21 protein-coding genes are annotated in these 20,473 nt (G+C 72.2%); 12 read left to right on the top strand and 9 right to left on the bottom strand.

The features are described from left to right. The first annotated feature begins 33 nt into the window (after positions 1 to 33). From hypE to OG780_RS35210, 3 genes are all read left to right on the top strand, one after another. The gene (hypE, locus tag OG780_RS35220; protein ID WP_443062342.1) at positions 34 to 1,023 is read left to right on the top strand and encodes a hydrogenase expression/formation protein HypE; all 990 of its coding nucleotides are present in this window, start codon (positions 34 to 36) and stop codon (positions 1,021 to 1,023) included. A 195-nt stretch (positions 1,024 to 1,218) separates the two neighbouring features. Then, positions 1,219 to 1,575, top strand: a complete 357-nt coding sequence (locus OG780_RS35215) for a DUF779 domain-containing protein (RefSeq protein WP_328455022.1) — start codon at positions 1,219 to 1,221, stop codon at positions 1,573 to 1,575. 75 nt (positions 1,576 to 1,650) lie between these two features. After that, positions 1,651 to 2,880, top strand: coding sequence for a phosphodiester glycosidase family protein (locus OG780_RS35210; protein ID WP_328455020.1), 1,230 nt, complete (start codon positions 1,651 to 1,653; stop codon positions 2,878 to 2,880). Positions 2,881 to 2,892: 12 nt separating this feature from the next. Here the strand turns inward: OG780_RS35210 and OG780_RS35205 are convergent, their stop codons facing one another. The 6 genes from OG780_RS35205 to OG780_RS35180 all read right to left on the bottom strand — a co-directional run bounded on the left by OG780_RS35205 (position 2,893) and on the right by OG780_RS35180 (position 8,346). Continuing rightward, positions 2,893 to 3,087, bottom strand: a complete 195-nt coding sequence (locus OG780_RS35205; RefSeq protein WP_326789170.1) for a hypothetical protein — start codon at positions 3,085 to 3,087, stop codon at positions 2,893 to 2,895. A 104-nt stretch (positions 3,088 to 3,191) separates the two neighbouring features. Continuing rightward, positions 3,192 to 4,055, bottom strand: coding sequence for a phosphatidylinositol-specific phospholipase C/glycerophosphodiester phosphodiesterase family protein (locus OG780_RS35200; protein WP_328455018.1), 864 nt, complete (start codon positions 4,053 to 4,055; stop codon positions 3,192 to 3,194). 228 nt (positions 4,056 to 4,283) lie between these two features. After that, the gene (locus tag OG780_RS35195; protein ID WP_328455016.1) at positions 4,284 to 5,390 is read right to left on the bottom strand and encodes an acyl-CoA dehydrogenase family protein; all 1,107 of its coding nucleotides are present in this window, start codon (positions 5,388 to 5,390) and stop codon (positions 4,284 to 4,286) included. After that, the gene (locus OG780_RS35190) at positions 5,387 to 6,589 is read right to left on the bottom strand and encodes an acyl-CoA dehydrogenase family protein (protein ID WP_328455014.1); all 1,203 of its coding nucleotides are present in this window, start codon (positions 6,587 to 6,589) and stop codon (positions 5,387 to 5,389) included. The genes OG780_RS35195 and OG780_RS35190 overlap by 4 nt, the downstream gene beginning before the upstream one ends. Further along, on the bottom strand, positions 6,586 to 7,563 hold the full coding sequence (locus OG780_RS35185; protein WP_328455012.1) for an NADPH:quinone oxidoreductase family protein: 978 nt from the start codon (positions 7,561 to 7,563) through the stop codon (positions 6,586 to 6,588). Before OG780_RS35185 ends, OG780_RS35190 begins: the two co-directional genes overlap by 4 nt. Positions 7,564 to 7,701: 138 nt before the next feature. After that, on the bottom strand, positions 7,702 to 8,346 hold the full coding sequence (locus OG780_RS35180; protein WP_328455010.1) for a helix-turn-helix domain-containing protein: 645 nt from the start codon (positions 8,344 to 8,346) through the stop codon (positions 7,702 to 7,704). Between the two features lie 77 nt (positions 8,347 to 8,423). Between OG780_RS35180 and OG780_RS35175 the strand changes: the two genes are divergently transcribed. From OG780_RS35175 to OG780_RS35155, 5 genes are all read left to right on the top strand, one after another. Then, positions 8,424 to 9,392 carry an NAD(P)/FAD-dependent oxidoreductase gene (locus OG780_RS35175; RefSeq protein WP_328455009.1) on the top strand — a complete coding sequence of 323 codons (969 nt, stop codon included), beginning with the start codon at positions 8,424 to 8,426 and terminating at the stop codon, positions 9,390 to 9,392. 73 nt (positions 9,393 to 9,465) lie between these two features. Beyond that, the gene (locus tag OG780_RS35170) at positions 9,466 to 11,004 is read left to right on the top strand and encodes an ATP-dependent DNA ligase (RefSeq protein ID WP_328455008.1); all 1,539 of its coding nucleotides are present in this window, start codon (positions 9,466 to 9,468) and stop codon (positions 11,002 to 11,004) included. After that, positions 11,001 to 11,477, top strand: coding sequence for an NUDIX domain-containing protein (locus OG780_RS35165; protein ID WP_328455006.1), 477 nt, complete (start codon positions 11,001 to 11,003; stop codon positions 11,475 to 11,477). Before OG780_RS35170 ends, OG780_RS35165 begins: the two co-directional genes overlap by 4 nt. 110 nt (positions 11,478 to 11,587) lie before the next feature. Next, complete coding sequence (locus tag OG780_RS35160) at positions 11,588 to 12,979, top strand: NADP-dependent succinic semialdehyde dehydrogenase (RefSeq protein ID WP_328455004.1); 1,392 nt, start codon at positions 11,588 to 11,590, stop codon at positions 12,977 to 12,979. Between the two features lie 25 nt (positions 12,980 to 13,004). After that, positions 13,005 to 13,244: a DUF6213 family protein gene (locus OG780_RS35155; RefSeq protein WP_326789160.1), complete on the top strand. Its 240-nt coding sequence runs from the start codon at positions 13,005 to 13,007 to the stop codon at positions 13,242 to 13,244. A gap of 160 nt (positions 13,245 to 13,404) precedes the next feature. On the opposite strand, the gene OG780_RS35150 is transcribed toward OG780_RS35155, so the two are convergent. Further along, entirely contained in the window at positions 13,405 to 14,082 is a 678-nt protein-coding gene (locus OG780_RS35150) for a transcriptional regulator (protein ID WP_328455002.1), read from the bottom strand. Between the two features lie 178 nt (positions 14,083 to 14,260). Then, positions 14,261 to 15,490: an acyl-CoA dehydrogenase family protein gene (locus tag OG780_RS35145; RefSeq protein ID WP_328455001.1), complete on the bottom strand. Its 1,230-nt coding sequence runs from the start codon at positions 15,488 to 15,490 to the stop codon at positions 14,261 to 14,263. A 169-nt stretch (positions 15,491 to 15,659) separates the two neighbouring features. Here OG780_RS35145 and OG780_RS35140 point away from each other — a divergent pair, with 169 nt between their 5' ends. Continuing rightward, complete coding sequence (locus OG780_RS35140) at positions 15,660 to 16,304, top strand: TetR family transcriptional regulator (RefSeq protein ID WP_326789157.1); 645 nt, start codon at positions 15,660 to 15,662, stop codon at positions 16,302 to 16,304. Positions 16,305 to 16,379: 75 nt separating this feature from the next. Here OG780_RS35140 and def read toward each other — a convergent pair whose 3' ends face one another. After that, positions 16,380 to 16,919: a peptide deformylase gene (gene def / locus OG780_RS35135; RefSeq protein WP_328454999.1), complete on the bottom strand. Its 540-nt coding sequence runs from the start codon at positions 16,917 to 16,919 to the stop codon at positions 16,380 to 16,382. A 153-nt stretch (positions 16,920 to 17,072) separates the two neighbouring features. On the opposite strand from def, the gene OG780_RS35130 reads away from it, so the two are divergent. The 3 genes from OG780_RS35130 to OG780_RS35120 all read left to right on the top strand — a co-directional run bounded on the left by OG780_RS35130 (position 17,073) and on the right by OG780_RS35120 (position 20,358). Further along, positions 17,073 to 18,311, top strand: a complete 1,239-nt coding sequence (locus OG780_RS35130) for a MurT ligase domain-containing protein (RefSeq protein WP_326789155.1) — start codon at positions 17,073 to 17,075, stop codon at positions 18,309 to 18,311. A gap of 19 nt (positions 18,312 to 18,330) precedes the next feature. Then, complete coding sequence (locus OG780_RS35125; protein WP_328454997.1) at positions 18,331 to 19,059, top strand: type 1 glutamine amidotransferase; 729 nt, start codon at positions 18,331 to 18,333, stop codon at positions 19,057 to 19,059. Positions 19,060 to 19,332: 273 nt separating this feature from the next. Further along, entirely contained in the window at positions 19,333 to 20,358 is a 1,026-nt protein-coding gene (locus tag OG780_RS35120; RefSeq protein ID WP_328454995.1) for a 6-phosphofructokinase, read from the top strand. The last annotated feature ends 115 nt before the right edge of the window (positions 20,359 to 20,473 follow it).

Here is a 20,473-nt window from a genome sequence, read left to right as displayed (position 1 = left end):
CCGGCGCCGCTGCGCGACCACGACAGGATCGTGATGGGGCACGGTGGTGGCGGCACGCTCTCCGCCGAACTGGTGGAGCACCTGTTCGCGCCCGCCTTCGGCAGTGACGTGCTCGCCGAGCTCGGCGACTCCGCGCATCTGCTGCTGGGCGGCGCCCGGCTCGCCTTCTCCACCGACTCCTTCGTCGTACGGCCGCTGTTCTTCCCCGGCGGCAGCATCGGGGACCTCGCCGTCAACGGCACGGTCAACGACCTGGCCATGGCGGGGGCCGTACCGGCCTACCTCTCCTGCGGGTTCATCCTGGAGGAGGGCGTCGAGCTCTCCGTCGTGGGCCGCGTGGCCGAGGCGCTGGGCGAGGCGGCGCGGACGGCCGGGGTGGTGGTCGCGACCGGTGACACCAAGGTCGTCGACGCGGGCCACGGCGACGGCATCTTCATCAACACCGCCGGGATCGGCCTGATCCCGGACGGCGTCGACATCCGCCCGCAGCGCGCGGCCCCCGGTGACGTGGTGCTGGTCAGCGGACCGATCGGCGTGCACGGGGTGGCCATCATGAGCGTGCGGGAGGGGCTGGAGTTCGGCGTCGAGATCCAGAGCGACACCGCGTCGCTGGCCGGTCTGGTCGCGGACATGCTGGCGGTCTGCCCCGACATCCATGTGCTGCGCGATCCGACCCGCGGCGGTCTGGCCACCTCGCTGAACGAGATCGCCGCGGCGGCGCGGGTAGGCATCACGCTGGACGAGCGGTCCCTGCCCGTCCCGGAGACGGTCGCCAACGCCTGTGCCTTCCTCGGCCTCGACCCGCTGTACGTGGCCAACGAGGGCAAGCTGGTGGCGTTCGTGGCGGCCGAGCACGCCGACGCCGTGCTCGCGGCGATGCGTGCCCATCCGCTGGGCAAGGAGTCCGTGACGATCGGCCACTGCGTCGCCGACCACCCCGGCATGGTGGTCGCGGCCACCGGCCTGGGCGGGACCCGGGTGGTGGACATGCCGCTCGGCGAGCAGCTCCCGCGCATCTGCTGACCCAGCACGTCCGCGCCCACGGCTGACACCTCGTCGGCCGGCACGAGCGCTCCCGAGGCCGGTCCTCGGTGACGACCCGCATCACGCGGGCGTCACCGGGGGCCGGCCTCGTGCGTGTCCGGGATGTGCAACCCTCTCGCAACGTCCGGTCTGGTCGGCTGGTCCGCGACAGCCGTGAGACCCGAGGGGGAGCCGATGGACGTCGTCCCGCGCGTGGAGCTGACACCCGTGGCCGCCGAACTGCTGCGGCGACTGCGCGTCCAGCACGGACCGCTGATGTTCCATCAGTCGGGCGGCTGCTGTGACGGCAGCGCGCCCATGTGCTATCCGGAGGGCGAGTTCCGCACCGGCGGTTCCGACGTGCTGCTGGCCGAGCTGGAGATCGAGGGCGTCGAGGAACCGGTGACGTTCTGGATCTCGAAGAGCCAGTACGAGCTGTGGAGCCACACGCGTCTGATCGTGGACGTCGTGCCGGGCCGGGGCAGCGGCTTCTCCCTCGAAGCACCCGAAGGAGTGCGTTTTCTGATCCGTTCCCGCGTCGTCGGCGCCTAGCCACCAACCCGGGTCCCTGTCTCTGGTGCAATTCCCCTGAGTCCTGGCACAGTTGACGAGACATCAGGGGGCACCGTGACGCGTCTTGACAGACGGTTCAGAACGGCACTGACGGTCTTCACGGCAACCGGAGCGCTGGCCGGTGCGGCCCTGACGGGGGCGGCACCGGCCGGCGGCACGGAGCGCACGACGGACATCGCGCCCGGCGTCGAGTACACGCAGCTGGACATCCCGGCGGCCAAGGGAGTGGCGCACGCGCATGTGCTGAACGTCGATCTGCGCAATCCCCATGTGCGCGTCGATCTCCTCCACCCCGGCGCCGTGGCGTCCCGGGAGCCCGTGTCCGAGCTGGCCGGCTCCCGGGGCGCGGTCGCCGGGGTCAACGGCGACTTCTTCAACATCACGGAGACCCAGCATCCGGGCGTCGAGGCGACGGGCGCGACCGTGGGTCCGGCGATCGCGAGCGGCCGTGGGCTCAAGGCCGCGGTCCCGAACGGCCAGCGGTTCGGACCCGCGCTGCCGCCCGGCACGACCACCGAGGACGTGTTCGGTGTGGGCGTCGACCGCCGGGCCAGGCTGGACAGCGTGGCCCTCGACGGGTCCGTCCGCAGCCCCGACGGCACCTGGCCGCTCGGCGGGTTCAACCAGTACGCGCTGCCGGTCGGTTCCGTCGGCGCGTTCACCGCGGACTGGGGCAGCGTCTCGCGGGTGCGCGCGACCTGCGGTACGGACACGGACCGGGCCGCGCCGTGCAGCACCGACACCTACGAGGTGACGGTCCGCCACGGACGGGTCGTGTCCGCCGCCGACACTCCGGGCGGCGGAGCCATCGCACCCGGCACCACCGTGCTGGTCGGCCGCGAGGCGGGCGCCCAGCAGCTGCGGAAGCTGTCGGTGGGCGAGTGGGTCGGGGTGCGGCACCGGCTGGTGGCGGAGTCCTCCCGGGTGCCGTACCGCTTCGCGGTCGGGGGCTATCCGATGATGACCGGCGGCGTGCCGCTGCCGGGTCTGGACGACAGGACCTCCGCCGTACGGACCGCGGTGGGCTTCTCCGACCACGGGCGCCGGATGCAGCTCCTCGCCCTGGACGGCGCCCCGGAGTTCCGCAGCGGTCTCACCATCGCCGAAGTGACGGCGGCGATGCGGCAGTTGGGGTCACAGGACGCCTTCAGCCTCGACGGCGGCGGATCCACCACGATGGTCGCCCGGCAGGCGGGGGCGGACACCGTCAGCGTCCTCAACCACCCGAGCGGCGGCGCCGAGCGTCCCGTCCCCAACGGTATCGGGGTGTTCACGCGCCCGTGAAACGGCGGCACGTCATGGCGTCAGACTGCCCACGATGTCCGCGGTCGCGGTGAGACCGCTGTGGATCGTCGGGGCCATGCTCGTGCTGGCCAGCAGGAACCCGAGCAGGGCGCAGATCAGCGCGTGGGACATCTTCAGCCCACCGTTGCGCAGGAAGATCACCGCCAGCACCAGGAGAAACAGCACCGCAGAGATGGAAATGGCCATCGTCAACCTCCTCCGCCACGTCCACTTCGCGGCGTTCGGCCGTAAGTGTGGCGTAGCGGAGGGATCGGTCGGGCGGCTGACGTGTCCCCCGAACGGGTGGTCTTCTACCGTCGGTCGTGGGCGTCGAGGAACTCTTCGAGACCGCCCAGGTCATCGGTGTTGAGGTAGTCGACGTCGGCGGCGAGAAGTTCGCGCCAGAGCGCCTCGCGTGTCGGACCCGCAAGATCGGGGGTGGCCCAGAACCGGACCTTCTGCCGGCGCGCGTGCGCGGCCGCCATGATGCCCCGCAGTTTCTCGCGCTCGGCGGCCGGGAACGGTCCCTCACCCAGCCAGCTGAAGTTGAGTGTCCAGTTGTCGCTGATCAGCGGGACGAAGGAGGCGGGGGCGGCGCTGCCGAGGTCGGCGAGCCGGCCGTCGTAGAAGGCGAGCCGCTCGGTCTGCGCCTCCATGGGCACGCGCGCGGCGCGGTCCCCGGAGATCACGGCCGTGACCGGGCCGCGGTGCACCCGGCCGTGCGCGTACCTCGTGAACAGGTGCCGGTAGCGGCGCAGATGACGGTCGAGTTCGAGGTACGTCGAGGAGCCCTCGGTCTTGATGTCGACGAGCAGTTGCAGCGGCTGGTGATACCCCCGGTACACCGAGCCGTGGCCGGCCCTGACGCGGGCGGCCAGCGGTTCGAGGTAGAGGGATTCGAGCGTGCGGGTGGGGTCGAGGTCCACCGGGTCGTGGGCGACCAGGAGTTGGTCGCCGACGAGGTAGATGTCGGCCTCGACGCTGCCGAAGCGGTGGTCGAGCGCGTCGAGGAGGGGGCGTGGGTGCTCGTAGTCGTTGTGCGCGTGGGCGCGCCACAGGGGGCGCGTTCGGGGCTTCGCCTCGCCTGCCAGGGCCCGCGACGCGGGCAGGGCGACCGAGCCCGCGAGGGCGGCGCCGAAGGTGGTGAGGGCTCTGCGACGGGTGGTGAGGGCCATGCTCCGCCTCCCTTGAGGGGTGCCGTACGGGACCTCAGGGAGTATGCGGCCGGTGGGGCTCAAGAAACCCTGCCCTCAGGGGAGTTGGCCGGACCGACGCTACGCGTTCACTTCACCTGATCCGGGCGGGACCGGGCGTTCCTCCCCTCTCCTCCCCTCCTCTCCTCGTGTGTCGTGGGCGCACGAAAAAGCCCGCCCCGGGTGGGGCGGGCTTCGCTCGGAGCGGTGTCAGGGCGCCTGGAGATCGACCAGTTCGGCCAGCGCCGCGCGGTGCGCGCCCGCCGTGCCGTAGGCGATCGAGTCGGCCTTGGCGCGCTTCAGATACAGGTGGGCCGGGTGCTCCCACGTCATGCCGATGCCGCCGTGCAGCTGGAGCGCCTCCTCCGCGGCGTGCACGGCGACGGGTGCCGCGTACGCCTGGGCGACGGCGACGGCCACGTCGCTGTCCGCGCTGCCGGTGGCCAGCGCGTCGGCGGCGTTCCGCGCGGCGGCGCGCGTGTTGACGACCTCCAGCCACACCTGGGCCAGCCGGTGCTTGAGCGCCTGGAACCCGCCGACCGGCCGGTTGAACTGCTTGCGTTCCTTGAGGTAGCGGACCGTCTCCGTCAACGACCAGTCGGCGAGCCCGAGCTGCTCGGAGGCGAGCAGTCCGGCGCCGGCCCGCAGCGCACGCCGTACGGCCGCGGGCGCGTCCGCGGAGAGCTGCCGCGCGGCCGCGGAGTCGAAGGTGACGCGGGCGAGCGGCCGGGTCTGGTCGAGGCTGACCTGCGGGACGATCGTGACGGCGTCCGCGTCGACGGCGTACAGCCCGCCGTCCTCGGCCGGGACCAGCAGGACATCGGCTGCCGCCGCGTCCGCGATGCCCGTCAACTCCCCGTGCAGGGAGCCGTTCTCCAGCCGTACGGCTTGGTAGGCGCCGCCCGGTCCGACGTTCAGCGGGACGGCGAGGGCGCCCACCGTCCGGCCGGAGGCGAGTGCGGCGAGCAGTTCGGCCGCGACCGGTCCCTCGCAGGCCAGCAGCGCCTCGGTCGCGACCACGGCGCTCGTCAGATAGGGCACGGGGGCGACCGCGCGGCCCAACTCCTCCAGGACCACGGCGGCTTCGCGGTGCGTGGCACCCTGGCCGCCCTGCTCCTCGGGCACCAGCAGGCCCGCGAGGCCCATGCTCTCCGCGAGGGCCTTCCACAGCTCGGGGTCGTGCGGAGTGCCGGACTCGCCGCGGGTGATGACGTCCGCCGCGGCGCAGCGGTCGGTGAGGAGATCGCGGACGGCGGCGCGCAGCGCCTCTTCCTCCTCGGTGTAGAGCAGATCGGGCTCGGTGCTCACCTGGCTCATCGGGCGAGGTCCTTCCATGCGACGTCCTTGTCGGTGCGCGGCTCGGACGGCAGGCCGAGGACGCGTTCGGCGACGATGTTCAGCAGGACCTCGCTGGTCCCGCCCTCGATGCTGTTGCCCTTGGAGCGCAGGTAGCGGTATCCGGCGTCCCGGCCGGTGAAGTCGACCAGTTCGGGCCGGCGCATCGTCCAGTCCTCGTACAACAGGCCTTCCTCGCCGAGGAGTTCGACCTCCAGTCCGCTGATCTCCTGGTTCAGCCGGGCGAAGCCGAGCTTCATGCCGGAACCCTCGTGACCGGGCTGGCCCTGGGCGAGCTGCTGGCGCAGCCGTTCGCCGGAGAGCCGGGCGACCTCGGCCTCGACCCACAGCCTCAGCAGCCGCTGGTGCGTGTCGTGGGTGCGCAGCTCGGGCCGCTCGCGCCAGGTCTTCGAGACCGGGCCGATCATGCCGCCCTCGCGCGGGATGCGCATGCCGCCGATGGAGACGCGCTCGTTCATCAGGGTGGTCTGCGCGACCCGCCAGCCGTCGCCGACCTCGCCGAGGCGGTGTGCGTCGGGGATGCGGACGTCGGTGAGGAAGACCTCGTTGAACTCGGCCTCGCCGGTGATCTGGCGCAGCGGCCGCACCTCGACGCCCGGGTCGGTCATGTCGCAGATGAAGTAGGTGATGCCCCGGTGCTTGGGCACGTCCGGGTCGGTGCGGGCGATGAGGATGGCCCAGCGGGCGAGGTGGGCGCTGGAGGTCCACACCTTCTGTCCGTTGATCACCCACTCTCCCCCGCTCCCGGCCTCGGCGGTGTCCGAGTGGACGGCGCGGGTACCGAGTGCGGCGAGGTCCGAGCCCGCGCCGGGCTCGCTGAAGAGCTGGCACCACACCTCCTCGCCGACCCACAGGGGCCGCAGGAAGCGCCGCTTCTGCTCCTCGGTGCCGAAGCCGAGGATGGTCGGGGCGGCCATGCCGAGGCCGATGCCGATCCGCCGAGGGTCGTTGTCGGGTGCGCCCGCGGCCGCCAGTTCGGCGTCCACGGCGGCCTGGAGGCGGCGCGGGGCGCCGAGTCCGCCGAGGCCCTCGGGGTAGTGCACCCAGGCGAGGCCGGCGTCGAAGCGGGCCCCGAGGAAGTCGAGCCGGTCCGTTTCCCCGGGCGGGTACGCGGCCAGCAACTCCTGGGTGCGGCGGCGCAGTTCGGCTGCGTCGGTCATGCGGCGGCTCCGTTCTCCAGTGTGGGCACCACGGCGATCCGTCCGGTGGTGACTCCGTCGGCGACCCGCTGCACGGCGGCGGCGGCCCCGCTCAGCGGCACCCGCTCGCTCACCAGCGGCTTGATCGCGCCCCGTGCGGCCAGTTCGGTGAGCTGCTCGTGGCAGTGCAGGACGAGCTTCGGGTTCTTGGTGTTGTACAGGCCCCAGTGCAGGCCGACGATCGCGTAGTTCTTGACGAGGGCGTGGTTCAGCGCGGGGCTCGGGATCGAACCGCTCGCGAAGCCGACGACCACGATCCGGCCCTCGAAGGCGACGACCTTGGTGGACTGGGTGTAGGCGTCACCGCCCACGGGGTCGTAGATCACGTCCGCGCCGCGTCCGCCGGTCGCCTCCTTGACGGCGGCGATCACGTCCTCGGCGCGCCGGTCGACGACGACGTCGCAGCCCAGCTCGCGCGCCACGGCGGCCTTGTCGGCGCCGCCCACGACACCGATGACCCGCGCGCCCGCCGCCTTTCCGAGCTGCACGGCCGCGCTGCCGACCCCTCCGGCGGCCGCGTGGACGAGCAGCGTCTCGCCGGCCTCCAGTCGGGCCCGGCGGTGCAGGCCGAACCAGCCGGTCTGGTAGCCGATGTGCAGGGCCGCGGCCTCGGCGTCGTCGAGGGCGTCGGGGGCCGGCAGCAGGGCGGCGGCGTCCGCGACCGCGTACTCGGCGAAGCCGCCGTGCGGCAGGGCGGGGTTGGCGATCACCCGGCGGCCGTCCTCGGTCTCGCCGCAGATCTCCACTCCCGGCGTGAACGGCAGCGGGGGCCTGACCTGGTACTGGCCGCGGCACATCAGCGCGTCCGGGAAGTTGATGTTCGCGGCGCGCACCTTGAGCAGGACCTGGCCGTCACCGGGCGTCGGCCGATCCACCTCCAGGAGGCGCATCGCCTCTGCGGGCTCGCCGTTCTGGTGCACTTGCCATGCCTGCATGCGGGCCTCCAGGGGACTGTCTCGGCTGACCGGGTCCATCGCATACTAAGCGGTCGCTTGCCGCCCTGGGAACAGCGGACACCCCTCGTCTTCACCGAGCCCCGGCGCCGGCGCCCGCTGCCGCGCCGGCGCCCGCTCTCACAGCTCCTTGGACCGGGCCTTGGGGCGCGCCCGTACGTGCATCCGTTCCCCCTGCGGGCCGAAGAGGCTCAGGAACTCCGCGGGCCCCTCCCCCGCCGACCCGAACCAGTGCGGCACACGGGTGTCGAACTCCGCCGCCTCCCCGGCCTCCAGCACGACGTCGTGCTCGCCGAGGACCACCCGCAGCCGCCCGGAGAGCACGTACAGCCATTCGTAGCCCTCGTGCGTGCGCGGATCGGGCTCTGTCGTCCGCTTCGGTTCGAGCACCTTGTAGGCCTGGAGTCCGCCGGGCTGGCGGGTCAGCGGCCAGTACGTGCGGCCATGGCGCACGATCGGCTCGGCGCGCACCCGGGGATCGCCGACCGGCGGGGCACCGACCAGTTCGTCCAGCGGTACCTGATGGGCCCGCGCGATGGGCAGCAACAGTTCCAGACTGGGCTTGCGCAGCCCCGACTCCAGGCGCGAGAGCGTGCTCACCGAGATGCCGGTCGCCTCGGACAGCCCGGCCAGGGTCGCCCCGCGTTCCTTCCTGATCCGGCGCAGCCGCGGACCCACCTCGGCGAGGACCTCGTCCGTCGCCGCGTCGCCGGTCACCCCGCGCCCGCCGCCGTCGCTCTCGCCCGCACGGGCCGCGTCACTCATTCCTCTATTGCAGAATCGGCAAAGACGTTTGTCAATCCGGCGGGTTCCGGGCGACCTTCTCCGTGGAGGTGGTCACCATGACCGGGACAAAGACAGGAACATCGGCCGGGACGTACGAGGCGGTCGTCGTGGGCGGCGGCACGGCGGGGCTCTCCGCGGCCCTCGTCCTCGGCCGGGCGCGGCGCCGGACGCTCGTCGTCGACGAGGGCGCGCCGCGCAACGCGCCCGCCGCGCGCATGCAGGGCTATCTGACCCGCGACGGCATGCCGCCCGCCGAGTTCCTCGCCGAGGGCCGGCGGGAGGTCGAGGGGTACGGCGTGGAGATCGTCCGGGGCCGGGCGGTGGACGTCGTCCGGGACGGCGCCGGCGAGTTCGACGTCACGCTCGGGTCCGGCGACACCGTCCACGCGCGCCGGCTGATCGTCACGACGGGTCTGGCCGACGAGCTGCCGTCGGTGCCCGGAGTCGCCGAACGCTTCGGGCGCGATGTGCTGCACTGCCCGTACTGCCACGGCTGGGAGGTCCGCGACGAGGCCTTCGGCGTGCTGGCCACGACGCCGATGAGCGTGCACCAGGCGCTGATGGTCGGCCAGTGGTCGGACGACGTCACGCTGTTCCTGCACACGGTGGCCGAGGACGAGCTCGCGGACGAGGACCTGCGCCGGCTCGCCGCCGCCGGGGTCGCCGTGGTGCCCGGCGAGGTGGCGGAGCTGGTGGTCGCCGGGGACCGGCTCACCGGCGTACGGCTCGCGGACGGGACCGCGCACGACCGCTCGGTGCTGTTCGTGGCGCCGCGCCCGGTACCGCGGACCGGCCTGCTCGAACGGCTGGGCGCGGAACTGCGGGAGACGCCGTTCGGCAGCTACCCGGTCGTCGACCCGACCGGGCTCACGAGCGTGCCCGGCGTCTGGGCGGCCGGCAACGCCGCCGGTTTCGCGGAGCAGGTGGTGAACGCGGCGAGCGGCGGATACCGCGCGGCGGCCACGCTCAACGGCGAACTCCTGTTCGCGGACCTCGACGCGGCGATCGCGCGCGGGCAGGGCTGAAACACGTCGGCCGGGGGCGCGAACCGGATCCCGTACGGGTGTGAACCGGGCGCCCGCGTTGCACGATGGCTGCATGCTGCTGAGCAGGCTCGCCCATGTGTCCCACGAGGTCGCCGCCACCTCGGCGCGGTCCCGGAAGACCGCTCTGCTCGCGGAGCTGTTCCGGGACGCCGAGGCGGACGACGCGCCGATCGTGATCCCGTATCTGGCGGGCCGGCTGCCGCAGGGCCGCCTCGGCGTCGGCTGGAAGGTGCTGAGCAGAGAAGTCGCCCCCGCCGCCGAAGCCACCCTCACCGTGAGCGAGGTGGATGCCCGGCTCACCGCGCTCGGCGAGATCTCCGGCACCGGTTCGCAAGCCGAACGGGCCCGCATGGTGGGCGAGTTGATGGAGGCGGCCACGGAGGAGGAACAACGCTTCCTGTTCGGGCTGCTCACCGGCGAGGTGCGCCAGGGCGCGCTGGACGCGCTCGCGGTGGAAGGGCTCGCGGAGGCGACCGGCGCGTCCGCGGGGGACGTACGACGGGCGGTGATGCTGGCGGGTTCCCTGCGGGCGGTGGCACGGGCCCTGCTCGCGGACGGTCCGGGGGCACTGGACGGATTCCGGCTCACCGCCGGCCGCCCGGTACTGCCGATGCTGGCACACTCCGCCTCCTCCGTCTCCGAGGCGGTCGGCAAGCTCGGCGCCTGCGCGGTCGAGGAGAAGCTCGACGGCATCCGGGTGCAGCTGCACCGGGACGGCGAGGACGTCCGCGTCTACACCCGCACCCTCGACGACATCACCGACCGGCTGCCCGAACTCACCGCAGCGGCCATGGAGTTGCGGGGCGAGCGGTTCATCCTGGACGGCGAGGTGATCGCGCTGGACGACCGGGGGCGGCCGCGTTCCTTCCAGGAGACGGCCGCCCGGGTGGGGTCCCGCGTGGACGTGGCGGCGGCCGCGCGGACCGTGCCCGTCTCCCCGGTCTTCTTCGACGCCCTGTCCGTGGGCGGGCGGGATCTGCTGGATCTGCCGTTCACCGATCGGCACGCGGAACTGGCGCGGCTGGTGCCCGAGCCGATGCGGGTCCGGCGGACGCTCGTGCCGGGGCCGGGCGATGCCGCGCGGGCCGAGACGTTTCTCGCCGACGCGCTGGCCCGGGGGCACGAGGGCGTCGTGGTGAAGGCCCTCGACGCCCCGTACAGCGCGGGCCGGCGCGGTGCCGCCTGGCTCAAGGTCAAACCCGTACACACCCTCGACCTGGTGGTCCTGGCGGCCGAATGGGGTCACGGGCGGCGCACCGGCAAGCTCTCGAACCTGCACCTGGGCGCCCGTACCGCCGACGGCTCGTTCGCGATGCTCGGCAAGACGTTCAAGGGCATGACCGACGCGATGCTCACCTGGCAGACCGACCGGTTCCGGGAGCTGGCCGTCTCGGACGACGGCCACGTGGTGACCGTACGGCCCGAGCTCGTCGTCGAGATCGCGTACGACGGGCTGCAGCGGTCCACCCGCTACCCGGCCGGCGTCACCCTCCGCTTCGCCCGGGTCGTGCGCTACCGCGAGGACAAGCGGGCGGCCGAGGCCGACACCGTGGACACCCTGCTGGCCGCCCACCCGGAGGTGACGCGATGAGCGCAGGACAGCACGGACGCAGGAGTGCGGGACTCCTGTTGTTCCGGCACACCGACCACGGCGTGGAGGTATTGGTAGGCCATATGGGCGGCCCGTACTTCGCGCGGCGCGACGCCGGGGCCTGGACCCTTCCCAAGGGCGAGTACGAGCCCGACGAGACGGCCTGGGACGCCGCCCGCCGTGAGTTCCGGGAGGAGCTCGGGCTGCCGCCGCCCGACGGCGAGGCGCTCGCGCTCGGCGAGGTCACCCAGACGAACGGCAAGGTGGTCACGGCCTGGGCGATCGAGGCGGACCTCGATCCGGCGGCCGTGGTCCCCGGCACGTTCACGATGGAGTGGCCGCCGAAGTCGGGGCGGCGGCAGGAGTTCCCCGAACTCGACCGGGTGGAGTGGATGACCCCGGAGCGGGCCCGCCCTCTGCTCATCAAGGGGCAGACCGTGTTTCTCGACCGGCTGGCTGAGCACTCGGCCTGAGAGCCGGCGTTCGGCCAGCAGCGTCGGCTCACCTCGGGGGCCCGCCCGCGTTGCGCCGCGCGGCCCCGCGCGGGAGGGTCGGGGAACAGCCAGCTTTCAGGAGGTCGGCCATGCCCATCGCGACGGTGAACCCGGCGAACGGCGAGACGCTCAAGACGTACGACGCCCTCGGCGCCGAGGAGATCGAGCGCAGGCTCGCTGCCGCCGAGGCCACGTTCCGTACGTATCGCACCACCTCGTTCGCCGAGCGGGCGCGGCTCATGCACCGCGCGGCCGCCCTCCTGGACGAGGACCTCGACGACATCGGCCGGGTGATGACCACCGAGATGGGCAAGCCGGTCAAGCAGGCCCGGGCGGAGGCCGCCAAGTGCGCCAAGGCCATGCGCTGGTACGCCGACCACGCAGAGGACCTGCTCGCCGACGAACTGGCCGCCCCCGCCGACGCCGCGGACTCCGGGGCCTCCCGGGTCCTCGCGCGCTACCGGCCGCTCGGCCCCGTGCTCGCCGTGATGCCCTGGAACTTCCCGCTCTGGCAGGTGGTGCGCTTCGCCGCGCCCGCGCTGATGGCGGGCAACGTGGGACTGCTCAAACACGCCTCGAACGTTCCGCAGACGGCCCTGTACCTGGAGGACCTGTTCCGTCGCGCGGGCTTCCCCGAGGGCTGCTTCCAGACGCTGCTGATCGGGTCGGGGGCGGTCGAGGGCGTCCTGCGCGACCCGCGGGTCAAGGCGGCCACCCTCACCGGGAGCGAACCGGCCGGCCGGGCGGTCGCCTCGGTCGCCGGGGACGAGGTGAAGAAGACGGTGCTGGAGCTGGGCGGAAGCGACCCGTACGTCGTGATGCCGTCCGCCGATGTGGAGCGCGCCGCGAAGATCGCCGTGACGGCGCGTGCGCAGAACAACGGGCAGTCGTGCATCGCCGCCAAGCGGTTCATCGTGCACACCGACGTGTTCGACGCCTTCGCGGAGCGGTTCGCGGCGGGTATGCGGGCCCTCAAGGTCGGCGACCCGCTGGAGGAGGACACCGAGATCGGGCCGCTCTCCACCGAACAGGGCCGTGCCGACCTGGAGGAACTGGTCGACGACGCGGTCGAGAACGGGGCGACGGTGCTGTGCGGTGGCGAACGCCCCGACGGTTTCGGCGGCGGCTGGTACTACGCGCCGACCGTGCTCACCGACATCACGCCCGCGATGCGCATCCACCAGGAGGAGACGTTCGGGCCGGTCGCCACGCTGTACCGGGCCGCCGGTCTGGACGAGGCGGTGGCCCTCGCCAACGACACCCCGTTCGGGCTCAGCTCGAACGTGTGGACGCGCGACGAGACCGAGGTGGAGCGGTTCGTGCGCGATCTGGAGGCGGGCGGGGTGTTCGTCAACGGGATGACGGCCTCGCACCCGGCGTTCCCCTTCGGCGGGGAGAAGCGGTCCGGCTACGGGCGGGAACTGTCGGGGCACGGAATCCGCGAGTTCTGCAACATCACCACCGTATGGCACGGAGCGTGAGCGTTCCGCAGCTACGATCCCTCGTGTGAACCGCGAAGTGACCCTCCCCCTGATCGTCGACGACCGCGGCACGTTGCAGGTGGCGGCCGCCGACGTCAGCAAGCTGCTGCGCACGGTGGGCGGCCGGTGGCTGCATCTGGTGGAGGCCGGTCAGGACGGCCTCGACGAGGACACGGTGGCCGCGCTCACGATCGAACTGGCCAAACTGGCCGATCGGATCGACGTGGCCTGCATCGCGCACAGCAGCGGCCCGACCGGCCGCTGAACGGGTCGGCGCCGACGCCGGACCGGAATGGCTCGGTGACGGCGCCGGACCAGATCGGAGCGGCGGATGCCGTTCCGCTGCCGAACCCCCGGCCCCGCCGGAGGCCGGGCGGGACCGGCGAGTGTGCCGCGTCCGGCCCGGTGCCCGGCCGGGGCAGGGTTCAGGCGACCCGCTGGTCCAGTTCCCACAGCGCGTGCCAGAACTTCTCCTCGTAGGCCTGGAGCAGCCGCCCGTGGCGCAGGACGTCGTCCAGGGAGATCCGTTCGGCGTCGAGCCCCGCCTGTACGGCGGCCAGTGCCTTGACCTCCAGGTCGGGCGCGGGCTCGGCGAAGAAGTCGAAGAAGCCGCAGACCTCGTCGTCGAAGCCGTAGTGGCGGCGCAGGGCCGCGGTGATGGTCTCGCAGTAGCCGCCCCAGGCCGCGATGTTGGCGCCGAGCGCGAGGACCACGTCGGCCGGCTCCCCGTTCAGGGCGAGCCAGGCGACGTACGCGGGATAGGCCTGGCAGTCGGCGAGGGGTTCGTACTCCGCCGCCCGTGCCTCGCCCGCTCCCACCGCGGTGGCGAACGCGGTGAGCCGCTCCCCGGCCACCGCCTCGCCCTCGGCGAGCGTCTCGAAGAAGGCGGCGCTCGCCGCGTCGGCGGCCGCCGAGCGTTGGGCCAGATGAACGAACGCGCGGTGGTCCGCGGCGATCACATGACGCTGCTCCAGGGCGAGGGCGGCGAGCGTGCCGAGCTGGGCGGCGCCCCGGGCGATCAGCGGCAGCAGCCGGTTGGCATGCGGGTCCGGGGCGAGTTTCCCGGTGACGCCCTCCAGCAGTTCCCTGGCCGTCCGCGTCATCACGCGCTCCTTCGGTCCGGCTGACTCCGAGCCCCCGCGACCAGAGTGCACGGTCACCCCCGGATCCCCGCGCTCCGACGCGAAATCCCAGGTCCGGTGGGGTGACGGCAGCCACCCGAGAGCGAGCCGGACGCGCTCGCCCTCGCGTCCCGCCCCGCTCCCGGCCCGTGCGGAGGTGTCAGCGGATCGGCATCCCGGACAGGGTGCGGGCGATCACCAGGCGCTGGATCTCGCTGGTGCCCTCGAAGATCGTGTAGATGGCCGCGTCGCGGTGCATGCGCTCCACCGGGTACTCCCGCGTGTAGCCGTTGCCGCCCAGGATCTGGATCGCCTGGCCCGTGACCTTCTTCGCCGTCTCGCTGGCGAACAGCTTCGACATCGAGCCCTCGGCGGCCGTGAACGGCTTGCCGTTGACCGCCATCCAGGACGCCCGCCAGACCAGCAGCCGCGCCGCGTCGATCGAGGTGCGCATGTCGGCGAGCTGGAAGGCGACGCCCTGGTTGTCGATGATCGGACGGCCGAACTGCTCACGCGTCTTCGCGTAGTCGAGGGCCACCTCGTACGCGGCCCGCGCGGTGCCCACCGCCATGGCGCCGACGGCCGGACGGGAGGCCTCGAAGGTGGCCATCGCGGCGTTCTTCACCCGCTCGCCGCCACCGGCCCTGGCGCGCTCACGGGCACGGGCGAGGCGCTCGTCGAGCTTCTCCTTGCCGCCGAGCAGGCAGGAGCCGGGGATGCGGACGTTCTCCAGGACGACCTCGGCGGTGTGCGAGGCGCGGATGCCGTGCTTCTTGAACTTCTGGCCCTGGGACAGGCCGGGCGTGTTCGGCGGCACGATGAAGGAGGCGTGGCCCTTGGAGCCGAGCTCGGTGTCGACGACGGCGACGACGACGTGGACGTTGGCGATGCCGCCGTTCGTCGCCCAGGTCTTCGTGCCGTTCAGGACCCACTCGTCCTTGGCCTCGTCGTAGACGGCACGCGTGCGCATCGAGGCGACGTCGGAGCCGGCGTCGGGCTCGGAGGAGCAGAAGGCGGCGACCTTGACATCGTTGGCATCACCGTACATCTGGGGGATCCAGGTGCCGATCTGCTCCTCGGTGCCGTTGGCGAGGACGCCCACGGCGGCGAGGCCGGTGCCGACGATGGACAGCGCGATGCCCGCGTCGCCCCAGAACAGCTCCTCCATCGCCATGGGTATGCCGAGCCCGGTGGCGTCGAAGTACTGCTGCGCGTAGAAGTCCAGGGAATAGATGCCGACCTTGGCGGCTTCCTGGATGACCGGCCAGGGAGTCTCTTCGCGCTCGTCCCATTCGGCGGCCGCGGGGCGGATGACATCGGCGGCGAAGCCGTGCAGCCAGTCCCGGACCTCCTTCTGTTCGTCGTTGAGCTCCATGGTGAACTCGGCCATGTCCCCTCCAGCGCTGCACTAAACTGTTACTTGCGGTAACTGGAGTGTGTTACCGGCTAGTAGGAAAAGTCAACTCCCGAACTCGGCTCGGGATCCCGTTCGATACCCATACGACGATCAGTGTTAGTTTGCGCAGGCGTCACCGAATCACCACGGGTGGGGAGAGCACATGGACACCACACAGCGGACCGATCAGCAGAGGTCCGCCGACCGCCGCCGGCGCGAACTGCTGGAAGCCGCCGACAGAGTGGTGCTCCGCGACGGCCCCGGGGCCTCCATGAACGCCATCGCCGCCGAGGCCGGCATCACGAAGCCCATCCTGTACCGCCACTTCGGCGACAAGGGCGGCCTCTACGCGGCACTCGCCAAGCGGCACACCGACGCTCTCCTCGAAGCGCTGCGGGCGGCACTGGACGCCCCCGCCGAACGACGTGAGCGCGTGGAGGCGACGCTCGACACGTACTTGGCCGCCATCGAGGCGCGACCGCAGGTCTACCGCTTCCTGATGCATCCGGCGGAGGGCGGCCAGCCGGGCGACGCCGGGTTCGACGTGGGCAAGTACTCGGCGCCCGTACTGCGTCGCATGGGCGAGGAACTGGCCGAGGTCATCGAGGAGCGGGTGGACCTCGGACCGGGCAGCCAGCAGCTGGCGCGGGTGTGGGGCCACGGCATCGTCGGCATGATGCACGCCGCCGGGGACTGGTGGCTCGGCGAACGGCCGTGCACGCGCGCCGAGTTGGTGCGAAGCCTGGCCGACCTGCTGTGGGGCCGTCTCGCGGCGGCGGGCGACCGCGTCGGCGGCCCGGGTTTCTGACCGGGGCCCATACGGACACCCCGTCAGAAGGCGTGCCGCCCGCCGCGGGAAACGGCCGGCGGCACCGGACGACCCTCAGCCGCTCCAGGAAGCCCGTGCCACCTTGCGCAGAAGACGCCGCCGCCGCCACCCGGTGAGCCGGTCCGCGTACACCCCGCCGTCGAGGTGGTCGCACTCGTGCTGGAGACACCGCGCGAACCAGCCGGTGCCGTGCACCGTGACCGGCTCACCGGTGACCGTGCGGCCCTCGACGACCGCGTGGTCGAAGCGCTCGGTGCCGGCCTCCAGACCGGGCAGCGAGAGACAGCCCTCCGGTCCACGCAGGACCACACCGTCCGCCTCGACAAGACGGGGGTTCACCACATATCCGACATGACGGACATCGTCGTCGTCCGGGCAGTCGTACACGAAGACCCTCAGGCCGACGCCGATCTGGTTCGCGGCGAGACCGACGCCCTCGGCGGCGTACATCGTCGCGAACATGTCCTCGACGAGCTCCGCGAGTTGAGGGCCAAAATCTGTGACGTCCTCGCAGGCTGTACGCAGGACGGGGTCACCTAGCAGGATGAGGGGCCGGACGCGCCCGTGGGTGCCGGGGATGGAACCGTGTCGCATGGCGGCAAGGGTACGGTCCTGGCAGGCGCGCGCATGTCGCGCCGGCACCGAGGTGGTGCCGCGATTCGGGCCCGTGAGTGGATCTCGATAGGCTGACCCCTACATGTGCCGGGGGCAGGGGCGCGGCGCGTACGCAAGGAGGATCGAGAAACGATGTCAGGCAACTCGGACCCGCTGTCGCCGCGGGCCAAGCTGGCCGTGACGGCGGGCAAGGCGGCGGCAGCCGTCTCGCGAGCCGCCGGACGCGGCAGCGGATCGGTGATCGGCGGCCGGGTGGCGCTCAAGCTCGACCCCGACCTGCTGGCGAGGCTCGCCACGCACCTGGACGTGATCCTGGTGTCGGCGACCAACGGCAAGACCACGACGACCCGGCTGATCGCGGAGGCGCTGCGCGCCGCGGGCCCGGTCGTGTCCAACGCGCTCGGCGCCAACATGCCCGCGGGCATCACCTCGGCGCTGGCCGGCGGCTCGGACGCCAAGTTCGCGGTCATCGAGGTCGACGAGAAGTACCTCGCCGGTGTGGCACGTGACACCGACCCGAAGTGCATCGCGCTGCTGAACCTGTCGCGCGACCAGCTCGACCGGGCCGCCGAGACCCGGATGATGGCCGAGCACTGGCGTGAGGGGCTGGCCGGTTCCAAGGCCGTCGTGATCGCCAACGCGGACGACCCGCTGGTCGTCTGGGCCGCGTCCTCCTCGCCGAACGTCATGTGGGTGGCGGCCGGCCAGATGTGGAAGGAAGACGCCTGGTCCTGCCCCTCGTGCGGCGGTGTGATGCAGCGCCCCGGCGACGACTGGTTCTGCGGCGAGTGCGGCTTCCGCCGTCCCACGCCGACCTGGGCCCTGTCCGGGGACCACGTCCTCGACCCGCACGGGTCCGCGTGGCCGATCCACCTCCAGCTGCCGGGCCGCGCCAACAAGGCGAACGCCGCCTCGTCGGCCGCCGTGGCCGCCGTCTTCGGAGTGCCGCCGCAGGTCGCCCTGGAGCGCATGTACCAGGTGCAGGCGGTGGCCGGACGCTATGACGTGGTCCAGTTCATGGAGCGCGATCTGCGTCTGCTGCTCGCCAAGAACCCCGCGGGCTGGCTGGAAACCTTCTCCCTGATCGACCCGCCGCCGACCCCGGTCATCCTCTCGGTGAACGCGCGCGGCGCCGACGGCACCGACACCTCCTGGCTGTGGGACGTCGACTACACCCGTCTGACCGGACACCCGATCTTCGTTCTCGGCGACCGCAAGCTCGACCTCGCCGTCCGCCTCGAAGTGGCCAACCAGCAGTTCCAGGTCTGCGACACCCTCGACCAGGCCGTGCAGATGGCACCGCCCGGACGCATCGAGGTCATCGCGAACTACACCGCATTCCAGGACTTGAGGCGTCGTGTCGGCAACTGAGCCACGGAGGACGAAGAGAATGACTGACAACAGCCTGCGCCTGGTGTGGATCTACCCAGACCTGCTGAGCACCTACGGCGACCAGGGCAACGCCCTCGTCGTGGAGCGCCGGGCGCGTCAGCGCGGCCTCGACGTGGCCCGCGTCGACGTGCGCAGCGACCAGCCGGTCCCGACCTCCGGTGACATCTACCTCATCGGCGGCGGCGAGGACCGGCCGCAGCGGCTGGCCGCGGAGCGGCTGCGCCGCGACGGTGGTCTGGAGCGCGCGGTCGGCAACGGCGCGATCGTGTTCTCCGTCTGCGCCGGCTACCAGATCCTCGGGCACGAGTTCATCAACGACCTGGGCCAGCGCGAGCCGGGCCTCGGCCTGCTCGACGTGGTCTCGGTGCGCGGTGAAGGCGAGCGGTGCGTCGGCGACGTCCTCGGGGACATCGACCCGCGGCTCGGTCTGCCCCAGCTCACCGGCTTCGAGAACCACCAGGGCGTCACCCACCTCGGTCCCACCGCCCGCGCGTTCGCGAACGTGCGGCTCGGCAAGGGCAACGGCACGGGTGACGGCACCGAGGGCGCGTACAACGACACTGTGTTCGGCACGTACATGCACGGGCCCGTCCTCGCCCGCAACCCGCAGATCGCGGACCTGCTGCTGAAGCTGGCCCTCGACGTCAACGCGCTGCCGCCGACCGACGACCGCTGGTACGAGGCGCTGCGTTCCGAGCGCATCTCGTCCGCCCAGCAGCCCGCGTAGGGCCGACCCGCCCCGGCGGGTGAGAGGAACCGTTTCTCGAGGAGGAACGGTTCCTCTTTGCGTTTCCCGAGAAGAACCGTTTCCGCTCCACCGAACAGGCCCGTCCGACCCCGCCCGGAGCCCGTCTGAAACCGCATCCGCACAGGTGAGCGGGTGCGTCCAGCAGGCGGACGCACGGTAGGGCGCGGGCCCCTCCCGCCGGTAGGGTGGCGGGGATCCTTGCCGGACAACGTGGTCCGGTCCCCGGACCACGTTGAGAAGGTATTTCGGGCTATGCGCATTGGTGTCCTCACGTCCGGCGGCGACTGCCCCGGCCTGAACGCCGTCATCCGGTCGGTCGTACACCGCGCCGTCGTCGACCACGGCGACGAGGTCATCGGCTTCCGGGACGGCTGGAAGGGTCTCCTGGAGTGCGACTACCTCAAGCTCGACCTCGACGCGGTGAGCGGAATCCTGGCTCGCGGCGGCACCATGCTCGGCTCCTCCCGGGTCCAGCCCGCGCATCTGCGTGACGGCGTGGAACGGGCCAAGGGGCACGTCGCGGACCTCGGGCTCGACGCGATCATCCCGATCGGCGGCGAGGGCACGCTGAAGGCGGCCCGCCTGCTGTCGGACGGCGGCCTGCCCATCGTCGGCGTGCCGAAGACCATCGACAACGACATCGCGGTCACGGACGTCACCTTCGGCTTCGACACGGCCGTCGGTGTCGCGACCGAGGCCCTCGACCGGCTGAAGACCACCGCGGAGTCCCACCAGCGTGTCCTGATCGTGGAGGTCATGGGCCGCCACACCGGCTGGATCGCGCTGCACTCCGGCATGGCCGCGGGCGCCCACGCCATCGTCGTACCGGAGCGGCCCTTCGACATCGAGGAGCTGGCCGCGAAGGTCGGCGAGCGGTTCGAGGCCGGCAAGCGGTTCGCCATCGTCGTCGCCGCCGAGGGCGCCAAGCCCCGCGAGGGCTCCATGCGGTACGACGAGGGCGGCAAGGACATCTACGGCCACGAGCGCTTCGCGGGCATCGCCCGGCAGCTCTCCATCGAGCTGGAGGAACGGCTCGGCAAGGAGGCCCGCCCGGTCATCCTCGGCCACGTGCAGCGGGGCGGCACGCCGACGGCGTACGACCGCGTGCTCGCCACCCGGTTCGGGTGGCACGCCGTGGAGGCCGTGCACCGGGGCGAGTTCGGGAAGATGACCGCGCTGCGCGGGACCGACATCGTGATGGTGTCGCTCGCCGAGGCGGTCGAGACCCTGAAGACGGTTCCGGACGAGCGCTACGCCGAGGCGGAATGCGTGCTCTGAGCCGTACGCCGTCGGAACCGCCCCCGGTCGCAGTCGCGGCCGGGGGCGGTTCTACTCTGGTGCGGACAGACAGCGCACAACCTCCCCCAGTGCCGTAAAAGGGCCAGGGGAGGCA

The sequence above is a fragment of the Streptomyces sp. NBC_00386 genome (genome assembly GCF_036063235.1).
Taxonomy (GTDB): domain Bacteria; phylum Actinomycetota; class Actinomycetes; order Streptomycetales; family Streptomycetaceae; genus Streptomyces.
The sequence above is the reverse complement of the archived record's forward strand: the minus strand, read 5'-3'. Positions and strand labels throughout refer to the sequence as shown.